This is a genomic window from Gordonia marina (assembly GCF_052036135.1).
GTDB lineage: Bacteria > Actinomycetota > Actinomycetes > Mycobacteriales > Mycobacteriaceae > Gordonia.
Window position 1 is genome coordinate 52,944 of record NZ_JBPSDN010000007.1, and the last position, 14,471, is coordinate 67,414.

General features: G+C 68.7%; 13 protein-coding genes. 12 read left to right on the top strand and 1 reads right to left on the bottom strand.

Translation table 11 applies throughout. From position 1 onward, the window contains the following. Positions 1-15: 15 nt before the first annotated feature. The 12 genes from ACSEEN_RS05915 to ACSEEN_RS05970 all read left to right on the top strand — a co-directional run bounded on the left by ACSEEN_RS05915 (position 16) and on the right by ACSEEN_RS05970 (position 12,038). Entirely contained in the window at positions 16-630 is a 615-nt protein-coding gene (locus tag ACSEEN_RS05915; protein WP_247864003.1) for an IMPACT family protein, read from the top strand. A gap of 87 nt (positions 631-717) precedes the next feature. After that, positions 718-993, top strand: coding sequence for a hypothetical protein (locus ACSEEN_RS05920; protein ID WP_247864002.1), 276 nt, complete (start codon positions 718-720; stop codon positions 991-993). Next, positions 962-2,359: a threonine ammonia-lyase IlvA gene (gene ilvA, locus ACSEEN_RS05925; RefSeq protein WP_247864001.1), complete on the top strand. Its 1,398-nt coding sequence runs from the start codon at positions 962-964 to the stop codon at positions 2,357-2,359. Before ACSEEN_RS05920 ends, ilvA begins: the two co-directional genes overlap by 32 nt. A 363-nt stretch (positions 2,360-2,722) precedes the next feature. Beyond that, positions 2,723-3,589 carry an MlaE family ABC transporter permease gene (locus ACSEEN_RS05930; protein WP_371308603.1) on the top strand — a complete coding sequence of 289 codons (867 nt, stop codon included), beginning with the start codon at positions 2,723-2,725 and terminating at the stop codon, positions 3,587-3,589. A 1-nt stretch (position 3,590) separates the two neighbouring features. Further along, positions 3,591-4,457: an ABC transporter permease gene (locus ACSEEN_RS05935; protein ID WP_247864000.1), complete on the top strand. Its 867-nt coding sequence runs from the start codon at positions 3,591-3,593 to the stop codon at positions 4,455-4,457. Positions 4,458-4,466: 9 nt separating this feature from the next. Beyond that, positions 4,467-5,759 carry an MCE family protein gene (locus ACSEEN_RS05940; protein WP_247868042.1) on the top strand — a complete coding sequence of 431 codons (1,293 nt, stop codon included), beginning with the start codon at positions 4,467-4,469 and terminating at the stop codon, positions 5,757-5,759. Further along, positions 5,756-6,793, top strand: a complete 1,038-nt coding sequence (locus tag ACSEEN_RS05945) for an MCE family protein (protein WP_298444594.1) — start codon at positions 5,756-5,758, stop codon at positions 6,791-6,793. Before ACSEEN_RS05940 ends, ACSEEN_RS05945 begins: the two co-directional genes overlap by 4 nt. Then, a complete protein-coding gene (locus ACSEEN_RS05950) occupies positions 6,790-7,782 on the top strand; it encodes an MCE family protein (RefSeq protein WP_371308602.1) in 993 nt (330 codons plus the stop codon). Before ACSEEN_RS05945 ends, ACSEEN_RS05950 begins: the two co-directional genes overlap by 4 nt. Further along, positions 7,776-8,888 (top strand): MCE family protein, encoded by a 1,113-nt coding sequence (locus ACSEEN_RS05955; protein ID WP_371308601.1) that lies wholly within the window; start codon positions 7,776-7,778, stop codon positions 8,886-8,888. Before ACSEEN_RS05950 ends, ACSEEN_RS05955 begins: the two co-directional genes overlap by 7 nt. After that, positions 8,885-9,988 (top strand): MlaD family protein, encoded by a 1,104-nt coding sequence (locus tag ACSEEN_RS05960; RefSeq protein WP_247863996.1) that lies wholly within the window; start codon positions 8,885-8,887, stop codon positions 9,986-9,988. Before ACSEEN_RS05955 ends, ACSEEN_RS05960 begins: the two co-directional genes overlap by 4 nt. Beyond that, positions 9,989-11,146 (top strand): MlaD family protein, encoded by a 1,158-nt coding sequence (locus tag ACSEEN_RS05965; RefSeq protein ID WP_298444591.1) that lies wholly within the window; start codon positions 9,989-9,991, stop codon positions 11,144-11,146. A gap of 7 nt (positions 11,147-11,153) precedes the next feature. Continuing rightward, positions 11,154-12,038: a hypothetical protein gene (locus ACSEEN_RS05970; RefSeq protein WP_298444589.1), complete on the top strand. Its 885-nt coding sequence runs from the start codon at positions 11,154-11,156 to the stop codon at positions 12,036-12,038. 50 nt (positions 12,039-12,088) lie between these two features. Here ACSEEN_RS05970 and treY read toward each other — a convergent pair whose 3' ends face one another. After that, the gene (treY, locus tag ACSEEN_RS05975; RefSeq protein WP_440712626.1) at positions 12,089-14,422 is read right to left on the bottom strand and encodes a malto-oligosyltrehalose synthase; all 2,334 of its coding nucleotides are present in this window, start codon (positions 14,420-14,422) and stop codon (positions 12,089-12,091) included. Between the last annotated feature and the right edge of the window lie 49 nt (positions 14,423-14,471).

Genomic DNA, 14,471 nt, shown 5'->3' on the forward strand with positions numbered 1-14,471 from the left:
CGGACCGGACGAGCGGTGCTGGTTCTCGACAGGTCGTCCGGCGAGATCGTCACGGAGACGACGATCCGCAAGTCGCGGTTCGTCGCGACTCTCGCGGCGGTCTCCACCGAAGCCGAACTCGCCGCGCTGATCGCGCGCAAGCGCGACCCGTCGGCGAACCACGCCTGCTGGGGTGCGGTGATCGGCAGCGGCCCCGGACAGATCGCCCGGTGCAGCGACGACGGCGAGCCCGGCGGCACCGCAGGCCCGCCGATCCTCGCCGCACTGCAATCGCGTGAGGTGACCGGGGCCGCGATCGTCGTCGTCCGCTGGTTCGGCGGCATCAAGCTGGGTGCAGGGGGACTGGTCCGCGCCTACGGCGGTGCCGCCGGCGCCGTGCTCGACGCCGCTCCGCTCCGGGCGGCCCGCGAGCGTGCGACGCTCCGCCTCCGGGTGCCGATCGAGATGGCCGGCCGGGTCGAGAAGGTCCTCTACGCCGCCGGTGACGTCGGTGCGGTCGACTACGGAGCGGAGAGTGTGACCTTCACCGTCGACGTGGCCGCGGCCGCCGAAGCGGCACTCCGTGACCGTGTGCTGTCGGTGACCTCCGGCGCCGCGGAGGTGCTCGACGCGGTCCACCACCTCGCGTGACCGTCGTCGATCCGGCCGGCGGGCGTACCGCACCCATGAATTCGGTCACCCGAACAATATCTCTCCGGTTGGTGCTATCCTGAAGTTGTGACCACGCTGAACCACACTGTCACCCAGCCCGCAACGCGGATTCGGCACGCCGTGCCCGCGGCAGAGGTGTTCGGCGTCTCGTGGCCGCTGTACAAGCTGCACGCGCTCGCGGTCGCGGGTCTGGTGCTGGTGGTCGTTCTGGCCGCCGGTGGGTCCGGCGCCACCGCGATGTGGACGAGCGCGTCCGCGCTGCTGCTGGTCTGGTGGGGCGAGCGCGCCGCACTGGCGGCGCGGTGGGACGATGGTGGTCGTGACCACCGCACCCACTTCTGACGTCTCCACCCCCGACGACGCGGTCGTACCTGGCCTGAACCGGGCCAGCATCGAAGCCGCCGCCGACCGGCTCGACGGCGTCGTCGCCCGCACGCCCCTCGAAACCTGCCCGCGCCTCTCCGAGGCCACCGGCACGCAGGTGCGCCTCAAGCGGGAGGATCTGCAGACCGTCCGGAGCTATAAGATTCGCGGCGCGTACAACGTGATGGCGCAGCTGACGCCGGAGGAACTGTCTGCGGGTGTCGTCGCCGCGAGCGCCGGAAACCATGCCCAGGGCGTCGCGTACGCGTGTCGCACGATGGGTGTGAAGGGCCGCATCTACGTCCCGACCACGACGCCGAAGCAGAAGCGTGACCGGATCTCCTGGCACGGCCGAGAGTTCGTGGAACTGCTCGCCGTCGGCGACACGTACGACGCCGCCGCCTCCGCCGCCCAGACCGACGTGCTGCGCACCGGCGCCACCTGGATCCACGCCTTCGACGACGCCCGGACCGCGGCCGGTCAGGGCACTATCGGCAAGGAGATCGTCGAGCAACTCGGTACCGCCCCCGACGTGGTGATCCTGCCGGTCGGCGGCGGTGGCTGCCTGGCCGGCATCGTGACCTACCTGCGGGCGACGTGCCCGGACACCGCGATCGTCGGCGTCGAGCCCGCCGGGGCCGTCTCGCTGGCCGCCGCGCTGGTGGCGGGGGAGCCGTACACGCTCGACGACATCGACCCGTTCGTCGACGGTGCCGCGGTCAAGCGGATCGGCGGCCTCGGACACCGGGTGATGGCACAGGCCGGCGCCCGCGTCGTCGACCACCCGGTCTTCGCCACCATCACCGACGACCCCCAGGTTCCGGTGATCTCCCGCGATCAGATCGACCTCGCGCCGGGCAGTGTCACCGTGACCCATGTCGACGAGGGCGCGATCTGCTCGACGATGCTGGAGCTGTACCAGAACGAGGGCATCATCGCCGAACCCGCCGGTGCGCTGACCGCCACCGCGCTCGCCGAACTGGACCTGCCGGCCGGTGCGTCGGTGGTCGTGCTGGTCTCCGGTGGCAACAACGACGTGTCGCGCTACGGCGAGATCATCGAGCGCTCACTGGTGCACCGTGGACTGAAGCACTACTTCCTGGTCAACTTCCCGCAGGAGCCGGGTGCGTTGCGCCGCTTCCTCGACGACGTCCTCGGCCCCGACGACGACATCACCCTCTTTGAATACGTCAAGCGCAACAACCGGGAGACCGGCGCCGCGCTGGTCGGCGTGGAACTCGGCAGCCGGGAGTCGTTCGGTGCGCTGATGGACCGGATGGCGCACTCCCGCCTCGACGTCGAGCTGCTGGAACCGGGCACCCCCGCCTACGACTACCTCACCTGATCGGCGCGGTGAGCCGCGACGCCCGGCCCCGCATCGGCGGCGCCGGGGCACATCCGCGTCATCGGCGAGTGCCTCGGATGTGCCCGGCTGAATCGTTCGCGACGAGCGCCGCGGATGCCGAAAGGGGCCGTCGGCGACACGCCGGATCGCTCGTGCGACATCGCCCGGCCGGCGGCGTAACCAGGCTTATCGCACGTCCGGCGTAGTTTAGCGGAGCGGACCGAGGGTCGCTTAGGACACACTCGGCAAATATCGTGACCCCTGACACAAATGATTTTCTCAGGCTGTAGTATCCCTACTCACGGGTCAGGTCATCCGCTAACGGGGGTGTGAGGCCGCAGCGACGATCGTGAAGGCAGGGGAGTGAGCACAGACGCAGCCGATGCGGGCGTACCGCTCGCCCGGAGTCGCCGCCGGTTCTCGGACACCGGCTTCGGCAAGTGGTGGCGCGAGCACATCACCAAGTCGTTCGAGACCTTCGGCCGCCAGCTCGCGATGTTCGTCGAGGTCTTCAAGGTCCTCATCACCGACCTCGCGAAGGGCCGCTTCCCGTTCGCCGAGTTCGTCCGCCAGTGCGGGTTCATGGCCTCGACGTCGGTGTTCCCGACGCTGCTGGTCGCCATCCCGATCGGTGTGATCGTCTCGATCCAGGTGTCCAACATCGCCGGCCAGATCGGTGCGACGTCGTTCGCCGGCGCCGCGACCGGCCTCGGCGTGATCCGGCAGGGCGCCCCGCTGGTCACCGCGCTCATCATGGCCGGCGCCATCGGCTCGGCCATCGCGGCCGACCTCGGCTCGCGCACCATCCGCGACGAGATCGACGCCATGAAGGTGATGGGCGTCAACCCGGTCGAACGCCTCATCTCGCCGCGCCTGCTGGCGACCATGGTGGTCAGCTTCCTGCTCTGCGGCTTCGTCTGCTTCGTCGGCTTCATCACCGGCTACCTGTTCAACGTCTACTTCCAGGGCGGGACACCGGGCAGCTACACGGGCACGTTCGCGTCGTTCGCCGGCACGCCCGACCTGATCTTCGCGCTGGTCAAAGCCGTGATCTTCGGCGCGATCGTGGCGATCGTCGCCTGCGACCGCGGTCTCACCACCAGCGGTGGCCCGTCCGGTGTGGCCAACTCGGTCAACGCGGCCGTCGTCAATTCGGTGATCCTGCTGTTCACCGTCAACGTGGTGCTGACCCAGGTGTTCGCGCTCGTCGTTCCGGCGAAGGTGGTGTGACGTGACCGCATCCCGCTATACCGCGCCGATCCTGCGGCCCTTCGAATGGCTGAAGAAGCTCTGGGAGATCCCGCGCGACGGCATCGTCTCGATGGGCCACCTGATCACCTTCCTGATCAAGTCCATCGGCCTCGCGCCGATCACCTTCCGGCACTACCAGAAGGAGGTCTGGCGGCTGCTGTCCGACGTCGCCTGGGGCAACGGCGCCATCGTGGTCGGCGGCGGCACCGTCGGCGTCATGGTGATCCTCGGTGTGATGGGCGGCGCCACGGTCGGCATCGAGGGCTACACCGCCCTGAACCTGCTCGGCATGGAACCGCTGACCGGCGCGCTGTCGGCGTTCGCGACCACCCGCGAGATCGCCCCGCTGCTGGCGGCCACCGCCTTCGCCGCCCAGTCCGGCTGCCGCTTCACCGCGCAGCTCGGTTCCATGCGGATCAGCGAGGAGATCGACGCGCTCGAGGCCATCGCCATCCGCCCGCTGCCGTATCTGGTCACCACCCGGATGACCGCCGCCGTGCTGTCCATCGTCCCGCTGTACGCGGTGGCGCTCGCGGCCAACTACATCGCCTCCCAGCTGATCTTCCAGGTGCAGAGCGGTCAGGGTGCCGGCACCTACGTCCACTACTTCCAGCAGTTCATGCTGTCCACGGACGTGCTCTTCTCCTTCCTCAAGGTCGTGGTCTTCGTGCTGCTCACGACCTTCATCCAGTGCTACTACGGGTACTTCGCCTCCGGCGGCCCGGAGGGAGTGGGCGTGGCGGCCGGCCACGCGATCCGTCTGTCGATCATCACGATCGTCTTCGCCAACCTGATTCTGACGCTGGTGTTCTGGGGCACCACCGCCGGAATCCAGATCTCGGGGTAACTGACCATGGTGAGAGTCGATACCGGCGGCCGCGACCCCTCGGTCGCGCAGTACTTCTGGCGTGGCGTCGCCTTCCTGGCCGTCGCCGCAGTGGTCTTCGTGCTGCTGATGATGCGCTACGAGGGCAAGTTCGACAGCGTCACGCGCGTCACCGCGCAGATGACCGACGTCGGCGACGGCCTGATCAACGGTGCCGACGTCCGCTACAACGGCTTCATCGTCGGCGCGGTCCGCAGCGTGTCCGTGGTCAACGACGGCGACGCCGGCCCGCTCAAAGACGTCAGCATCGATCTGCTGCCGGCACAGGCGAAGGGCATCCCCCTCAACACGGAGGCCCGCACCGTCCCGGCCAACCTGTTCGGCGTGAACTCGGTGGAGCTGATCCAGCCGGCCAACCCGTCGTCGCAGCGGCTGCACAGCGGCGCCACCATCAAGGCGGCGACCGACGCCGACACCATCCGCCTGCAGGACGCCCAGAACGATCTGCGGCATCTGCTGCAGGCCGTGCCCGCCGAGGACCTCGGCATGGTGCTCGGCACCATCGCCGACGCCCTGCACGGCGGCGGCGCGACGTTCAAGACCTTCCTGCCGGTCCTCGACACCTACTTCCAGCAGATCAACGCGCAGTTCCCGGCGGGGGCACCGTCGGGTTTCGCCAACTTCAACGCCGCGGTCACCGGCATCTCGCAGTCGGCCCCGAAGCTGCTCGACACCCTCGGCAAGTCGGTGATCCCGGCCATGACGATCGCCGAGAAGCAGCGAGACCTGACCGCGCTGCTGTCGGCCGGACAGGGCCTGCTCGATCAGACGCAATCGCTGTTCGCCAAGAACGGCGACGGCGGCGAACGGATCGTCGGCGACCTGAACACCATGCTCGGCGCCACGATGGCCGATCCGCAGGCGATGCCCGAGGCGGTGCACGAGCTGTACGTCCTCGCCGGCCGCGTGCTCGGCGTGTTCACCGGCACCAACGGCAAGGTGCAGCTGAACCTCGGCATCAGTTTCAGCCCGTTCGAGATGTACACGCGGCAGAACTGCCCGGTCTACAACGGCGGCAAGTACGGCCAGCTCCGCGGTCCCGGATGCGTCGGACCGGGCACCGGCACCGGGCCGACCAGCTCCGGTCCGCTGGCCATCTATCCGGCCGAGGGCCTGCAGCGCCGCACCGTGTCGAAGCGGGTCACCACCGGGCACGACGGCCAGACGCTGGGTGCGGCACTGGGCCGTAAGCCCACCGCGGCGGACACCCTGATGCTCGGGCCGCTGGTCCAGGGTGTCACCCCGCAGGGAGGAGACAAGTGAGCCAGCCGGTATCGAGCATCCGCAAACCGCTCATCGGTTTCACGGCCTTCGCCCTGGTGGCGCTGTTCATGACCTATCTGATCTGGTCGACGCTGGAACGGACGCTCGACGGCCCCACCGGCGAGTACCACACCACTTTCAACGACGCCTCCGGCCTCGCGGTCGGCGACGACGTGCGCATGGCGGGCGTGCGAGTCGGCCGCGTCGAGTCGATCAAGCTGGAGAACGGCCGCGCCAAGGTCGGCTTCGACGTGCTGAACAGCCAGAACGTGTACGACAACACGCAGGCCGCGATCCGCTACCAGAACCTGATCGGCCAGCGTTACCTGGCGCTGAGCCTGGACGGTGGGGTCCCCGGCAAGCAGTTGCCGAAGGGCAGCTCGCTCAAGCTCGACGGCGTCGACTCGTTCGACGTCACCCGCCTGCTCGCCGGTTTCCAGCCCGTCTTCGACACGCTCACTCCCGACCAGGTGAACGGCCTCACGATGAGCCTGATCAACACCTTCCAGGTGGGCGACAAGATCTCGCTGACCAACACGATCACCCAGATCGGCACCGTCGCGAACGACATGGCCAACCGCGACGAGGTCCTCGGCGCCATCATCAACAACCTCTCCCTGGTGATGCGCGACCTCGCTCAGCAGGGCGATCAGGTGAAGGTGCTGATCGACAACACCGCGAAACTGGTGGAGGGCCTCAACAGCAACTCCGCCGCGTTCGGCAAGTCGGTCGATCTGATCGGCCGCACCGCCGCCGGCTTCGGCGACGTGATCGGCCAGAGTCAGGACGCGCTGGCCTCGGCGGGTTCCGCGGCCCGCAGCGCCACCACCACGCTCATCCGCAGCGGTGCCACCCTCGACCGGGCAGCCGTCGTGCTGCCGGACTTCCTGGTGCACTTCCCGATGGTGATGAGCCAGGGCGCCTACCTGAACATCTACGCCTGCGAACTCGACATCTCGATCGGCAACGTCCTCCTTCCGCCCGGCCTGCTGACCCAGATCGGCGGCTCCAATCACTCGGTGGTGTGCCGATGAAGAAGCGTCTCGCGCAGTCCTGGGGCGCCCGCCGCCTCCTCTGGTACGGCCTGATCGGCTCCGTGGTCCTGATCCTGATCCTGGTCGCGGTGGTGGGCTTCAGCAGCCTCGGCATCGGCAAGCACAACTACACCGCGAACTTCACCAACGCCGGCGGCATCCGCTCCGGTGACAAGGTCCGCGTCGCCGGTATCGACAAGGGTGAGGTGACCGGTACCGAACTGGTCGGCGACCACGTCAAGGTCACCATGCGCGTCGACAACGACGTCAAGGTGACCGACCAGGGCACCGCGACCATCAAGCTGTCGACCCTGCTCGGCCAGCGGTTCGTGGAGGTCGACCAGGGGTCGGGCGACCATCCCGCCAAGAACGACGTCATCCCGCACACCGAGGTGCCGTACGACCTGCAGAAGACCCTCGAGGCCGGGGTGCCGATCCTCGCCGGAATCGACGACAAGAGCCTCGCCGCATCGCTCGCCGGATTGAACACGCAGCTCAAGGGGGTGCCGGAGATCGCGGCGCCCACGCTCGACGCCCTCACCCGGATGTCGGCGGTGATCAACAATCGCAGCGACCAGATCAACCAGCTGATCAAGGACACCCAGAACGTGACCGATCAGGTGACCGGCAGCCAGACGCAGCTGTCGATCATCGTCGGACAGGGCGCTCAGCTGGCCGGCAAGATCCAGGCGCGCGAGCAACTCGTCACCCGGCTGCTCGACGGCCTGGCCGACCTGATGACGCAGTCGCAGGTCCTCGCCGAACAGAACCAGGGCCAGTTCGCCCCGCTGATGGCGAATCTGAACACGATCTCGCAGGGACTGGAGAAGAACCGTGACAACCTCCGCAAGATGCTCGACATCCTGCCGGTGACCGCGCGCGCCATCACCAACCTCACCGGCGACGGCCCGTACGCGAACGACTACCTGCCGTGGGGCATCTTCCCCGACAACTGGCTCTGCCTGGCCCGGGTGGTGGACGGATGCTGACGATGAAGAAGCACGGATTCCGGCGCGGAATGGCCGCGGTCGCGGTCACGACCGCCGCCGCCCTCGGGCTGAGCGGCTGCTCGCTGGTCCCGGCCGGCTGGAAGACGGCGGTCGGCGCGGCGCAGACCTACACCGCCTACTTCACCAGCGCCGCCGGCCTGTACCCGGGCAACGACGTCGCCGTGCTCGGCATGCCGGTCGGCCGCATCACCAAGCTCGAGCCGCAGGGCACCCGGGTCAAGGTGGAGATGGCCGTCGACTCGAACATCTCGATCCCGCAGGACGCGACCGCGGCGATCGTCAACACCTCCATCGTCACCACCCGCCACATCGAGCTAACCCCGGCGTACACCGGCGGCGCCAAGATCCCGGCCGGCGGCACGGTGGCGCACACCGCGGCGCCGGTGGAGATCGGCACGCTCTTCGACTCGATCGACTCGCTGGTGGAGAATCTCAAGGGCACACCCGACGGGGACAAGCCGATCGCCGACCTGGTCGATATCGCCTCGGGGATCGCCGACGGCAACGGTGAACGCCTCCGCAACGCGCTGACCGCGCTGGAGAAGGCGGCACGGCTCGGCGCGGGCAACGCCGACGCGATCGGCTCGATCATCAAGAACATCGGTGAGCTGTCGAGCGCGCTGACCGCGAACTATCCGAAGATGCTGGCCTTCTCCAACTCGGTCACGCAGGTCTCGGAGATGCTCGGCGAACAGAGCCCCGGCCTGGACGCCACGCTGGCGAACGTCAACCAGACGCTGGCCAACACCTCGGCGTTCCTGCAGGACAACAAGGGCACCATGGGATCGGCGTTCACCCAGCTGGCGTCGCTGGCCTCGAACCTGTCGGACTACTCGCGCGAGCTGGTCGACACCGTGGACATGGGGCCGCTGCTGTTCCAGAACCTCTCGAACTCGGTCTCCGCCGAGCAGGGGGCCTGGCGCGCCCAGGTGCTGCTCGACAAGTCGCTGATCGACAACGAGATGCTGTCCCGGTTCTGCGAGGCGATCAACCTCCGCAAGAACGGCTGCCGCACCGGAAAGCTGAACGACTTCGGACCCGACCTGGGCGTCTTCTCCGGACTGTTGGAGTTGAGTAAGCGATGAACAGGATCAAGAAGGCCGCGCTCGGCGCCGTCGCGGTGCTGACGGCGGTGAGCCTCACCGCCTGCAGTTCGCTGCCCGGCATCACCGTCGAGCAGATCCCGCTGCCGTCGCCCGGCGGTCTGGGTTCGACGTATCAGCTCAAGGCCGTCTTCGACAACGCGCTCAACCTGCCGAGCCAGGCCAAGGTCCGGCTCAACGGCACGGATGTGGGGGAGGTGACCGGCATCGTGGCGAAGAACTACCAGGCCGAGGTCACCATGGACATCTCCGACACCACCAAGCTGCCCGTCGGCACCGGCGCGGAGCTGCGGCAGGCGACCCCGCTGGGTGACGTGTTCGTCGCACTGAATCCGCCGCGCAACGCCGACAAGGGCATGATGAGCCCGGGCCAGACGCTGAGCGGTGAGACGTCCGCGGCGGCCACCGTCGAGGATCTGCTCATCAGCATGACCGCGCAGGTCGACTCCGGTTCGGTCAGCGCGCTGCAGAACATCTTCACCGAACTGAGCACGGCGCTGTCCGGACAGGACAAGTACGTGGAGCTGCAGGGGGCCATCAACGGCTTCACCACGGCGATCACCAAGTTCAACAAGAACTCCGCCGAGGTCGACACGGCGATGGCGAACACCCAGAAGCTGACCGGGGAACTCGCCGACGGCCGCAATCAGATCACCGCGGCCGTCAACAAGCTGCCGCCGGCGATCGCCACCGTCAACGACGAGCTCGGCCTGATCCTGGACACCCTGGACAAGTCGAACACCGTCACCGCGGCGACCGCGAACTTCCTGAACACCCGGCAGAGCGACCTGATCGAACTCCTGGGACACCTCAACGAGGCGGCGATCGCCCTCAACCAGACGGCACCGCAGCTCACCCCGCTGATGCAGCGGCTCTTCGAGCTGAACCCGAAGTGGAAGGGTTCCACGCCGGGCAGCGCCGCTGCGGTCGCGGCCAAACTGTACTGGCTCACCCCGGGCGTCGGCTTCGACTCGCGGTCCCGGTTCCCCGAATTGCAAGACCTCCAGGGCGGACTGCAGAGCCTCCAGCAGACCCTGACGATCGTGCTGGCCCGGCTGACCGGACAGATGGGGGCGAACTAGATGACGGCCTTCCTGCGCAAGAACTCGATCCTGCTGGGCAACATCGCGCTCGCCGTGGTGATGGTGCTCGGCCTGGCCTACCTGGCGTTCGTCTCGCTCAACTGGCGGCCGTGGCAGAGCACCTACGACGTGATGGTCAAGTTCCCGATCTCCGGCGGCTTGCAGGAGACCTCCAAGGTGACCCTGCGCGGCGTCGAGATCGGCGACGTGGACAGCATCCAGGTGACCCCGCGGACGGTCGACGTGAAGCTGCGGCTGCGGAGCGACCACAAGATCAACCGCAACGCCAAGTTCTCCGCGCTGGGCCTCTCGGCGGCCGGTGAACAGTACGTCGACATCGTCCCGACCACCGACGACGGCCCGTTCCTGAAGAACGGCGACGTGATCGAGCCGGGCCAGACCGCGGTGACCGTGCCGTTCTCCACCGTGCTCGAATCGAGCCTCGATCTGATCAGCCAGGTCGACACCGAGAAGCTCAGCGGTGCGCTGCAAGAGCTGACGCTCGCGCTCAACGACGATCAGCCGAACCAGCTCAAGTCGATCTTCCAGTCCGGCGGCACCATCTTCGCGCAGCTCTACAAGGTGATGCCGCAGACCACCAAGCTGATCCAGGACGCCGGCACCATCCTGAAGACCACCGCGGACATCCAGCCCGATCTCAGCCGCCTGATCGACGGCGGTGCCGGCCTGATCAACGCGGCGGTGGCCTCCGACCGGGAACTGCGCACGCTGCTCGGCACCGGTCCCGGCCGCATCACCAGCCTGACCGGGTCGCTCGACACCATCACCGACCCGATCACCGACGTGCTCGGCCAATTCCTGTCGGTCGCCCAGCAGGGCGCACTGCGGGCCCCGACCCTCGCCGTTCTGCTGCCGTCGATCCGCGACGGCTCCGCGCAGGCGCAGAAGATGTTCCACGACGGCGCCTGGTGGGCGATGGCCTCGATCTACCCGCGGCCGTACTGCGACTACGCGGTGACCCCGACCCGGCCGACGGTGATCATGGCGGCGTCGGTGCCGACCAACCTGTACTGCGTCACCGAGGATCAGAACCAGCAGCGGCGGGGCAGCGTCAACGCGCCGCGCCCGAAGGGTGACGACACCGCGGGCCCACCGCCCGGCTACGATCCCAACAGCCGCACAGTCCCCTTGAAGTGAAGGACGCATGACCTCCGAGCAGAGCCCTGACGAGCAGAACCCCGGCGGGCCGAGTCCCGACGATTCCACCGGCGGCGTCACGGACGCAGATCATGCCGCGCCGGACGCCGCCGCAGTGGACGACGCCGGCCGTTCGGATGACACCGCGGTGACCGAGACCACCGACGACGCGGTGGAGCCGGACGAGGCGGCGCCGAAGGCGGCCGCGCGGAGCAAGATCGAGGCCAAGCGGGCCGCCCGCGAAGCCGAGGCGGCCGGAGCGCCGGCGGGTGGGCGCGAGTTCACCGTCACCGCGCGCAGCCTGGTCCGTGCGGGTATCGGACTGCTGGTGATCTGTGCGCTGGTCGCGATCGGCCTGCTGAGCTGGCAGTACGTGGAGAAGAGCCGGACGTTGAGCGCGTTCGGTGATTCGAAGGCGGCGGCATCGTCGTTCGTGAAGACCTACTTCGAGACGATGATGGCCCCGAATGCCACGCCCGAGCAGATCCAGGCCAAGATCAAGCCGTTGACGACCGGCGAGGCGCGCGCACGTGTGGAGAACGACTCCAAGTCGACCGTGCAGTTCGTCAAGGAGGGCAAGTTCGCCAATATGACGGTGGAGGTGACCTCGACGTCCGTCCAGCAATTCACCGCTGATTCGGCGACGGCCATCGTCGGCATGACCCTGTCGGGCACCAGTGCGACCGCGCCCGCCGGCGGCAAGCAGGCGGTCCTGTTCGAGATCGACCTCGTCAAGAAGGACGGCAAGTGGCTGGTCGGCAAGATGGCCTCGGAAGAGGGCGTCACCGCCGGCGCCGACGGCGGATCCTCGATGGTGCCGACCGCCACGCCGCCGGCCGGTGATACGACACCGCCCGCCGGGCAGACGCCCGCGCCGCAGCCGGTCGGCTGACGTCGCGAGCCCGGCGGCTCAGCGTCCGCCGGGTCAGAACACACGCGACACTAGTCGTCGGTGGCTTCCAGGATGGCGACGGGCCGGTCCCCGAGAAGCCGATCGGCCCGGGTCCGTCCGGTCTGCACGACGCCGGTGCGGACGTCGCGCCACCGGCCGGGCGGCAGATCGACGGCCGCCTCTTCGCGGTCGGGGCCGGGACGGAAGGTCTGACTGAACCGTTCGGTGACCACCACGACCTGCGGCGCCCGATCGGCCGGTCCGCGGGCGAAGGCCAGGATGTGGCCGGCGCGTGCGCCGCGGGCGGTCACCTCGCGGTACTCGCCGCAGGTGCCGAACGCCTCGGGGTACCGCCGCCGGACGGCCAGCGCCTCGGTGATCAGGGTGAACTTCTGGTGGTCGGCCGGCTGGGTGTAGTCGACCGGCCGGCGGTTGTCCGGATCGGTGAGGGAGTGATCCCACCACTGCGAGCCCTGGTACACGTCGGGCACGCCGGGGCCGAGCAGGGCGACCGCGGTGCGGGCGAGCGCTTCGCAGCGGCCGGGGCCGTGGATGAGCCCGACGAACTCGGAGATCAGCGCGGCGGGGGTGCCGGTGAGCACGGCGGCGAGCCAGGTCTGGGTCTGCTCCTCGGCGTCGTCGTTCGGCGCCGGCCACGAGGTGATGAGGGCGGCGTCGCGCATCGCACGGGTCGCGTACCGGGCCAGGCGTTCCCGGAGGTCGGCGTCGGGAGATCCGTCGTCGGGCCAGACGCCGATCACGTTCTGCAGCAGCAGATACGCGGTGCGCGGGTGCGGTGGGGGAGCCTCCTGCCAGATGCGGTGGACCAGGAGGTTCCAGCGCTGCGGAACCTGTGCGATCAGCGCGATGCGAGCGCGGGCGTCGCCGCTGCGCTTGGTGTCGTGCGTGGAGACGGTGGTCAGCGCGAGCGGCCAGGTCCGGGCGCGCACCCGGTTGCGCTCGTGGAAGGCCACCGGGCTGATGGTCGGCACTCGCGGATTGCAGCCGAGTTCCTGAGTGGAGATCAGCCGCGCCGTCCGGTGGAAACCGACGTCCTCGATGGCTTTCGCGGCCACCGCGGTGGCCAGCTCGCTGACCCGGAACACGGCCTCGGGGTACTCGTCGGGTGCGAGGAAGACCGCGGCGACCGAGTCGAGTCCTACGCTCGCGGTGGGGAGTTCGCTGCGCGCCGCCTCGATGGTCGCCAGCACCCGGGGCAGTAACTGCGGATAGTCCGGCCGGCTGACGGTGAGGGCGACGACGAAGGCGGCGACCGCCTGCTCGATCTGGAAGAGCGGGACCGACGGGGTGGCCTCGGCGACCGCGGCGCTGGCCCAGCGCAGCCGGGTGGCGAAGACGGTGCGCATCGTCGAATCCCGGAGTGCGCGTGCCTGGGCCGCGAGCTGGTCGCCGTCGCCGGGCAGGCCGGTGATCCAGCGGAAGATCTCGTCGAGTTCGATGATCCCCGGTGGGGAGGTGAAGGCCGCCTCGATCAGCTGGAGCTGGTCGTACCCGGTGGTGCCGTCGATCGGGAGCGCGTCGTCGAGCTGTTCGTCGACGGCCAGTCCCTTCTCCACGTAGATCAGCCGGTGCGGCCCGAGGATCTCGCGCAGCGCGGTGGTGTAACCGAGCGGATCGCGCAGACCGTCGAGGTGATCCACGCGGACGCCGTCGATCAGGTCCTCGTTCGCCAGATAGCGCAGCCAGCCGTGCGTCGCCTCGAAGACCTCCGGAGCCTCGACACGCAGGGCCGCGAGCTCGCCGATGTCGAGGAAGCGGCGATAGCTCAGCAGCGGAGAGGTGGCCGCGACCAGTCGGTAATGCTGCCTGCCCAGGACCTCGACCGGGTCGTCGCCCGGCGCGGCGGTGTCCGGGGCGGTGGGCAGTACCCAGTCGTGCAGGCGGAGGTTGCCGTCGTCGTCGAGCCGCAACTCCTCGAGGTCCTGTCCGGCACCGAGGAAGGGGAGGAGGATGCGGCCGTCGACGCCGTCCGTCGAGGCCGGGTGCAGATCGAAGTACCCGGCGTACCGCGACTCCATGCCGAAGCGCAGGACGTCGGCCCACCAGGCGTTCCGTGCGGGGACGGCGATACCGACGTGATTGGGCACGATGTCGATGATCAGGCCGATGCCGACCGCGCGGGCGTGCGCGCGCAGCAGCCGGAAGCCGTCGATACCGCCCAGCTCTGCGGAGATCTGGGTCGGCGGCGTCCAGTCGTAGCCGTGGGTGGAGCCGGGCATGGCGCCGAGGATCGGTGAGAGATACAGATGGGAGATGCCGAGGTCGGCCAGCTGATCGAGGATCCCGACGACCTCGGCGAACGCGAACTCCGGGGTCAGCTGCACCCGGTAGGTCGCGATCGGCTCGATCGGGATGTCGCTCATCGGTGTCCTGTCGTGGGCTCGGCACCGCGGTGGCCAAGGCTCACAAATC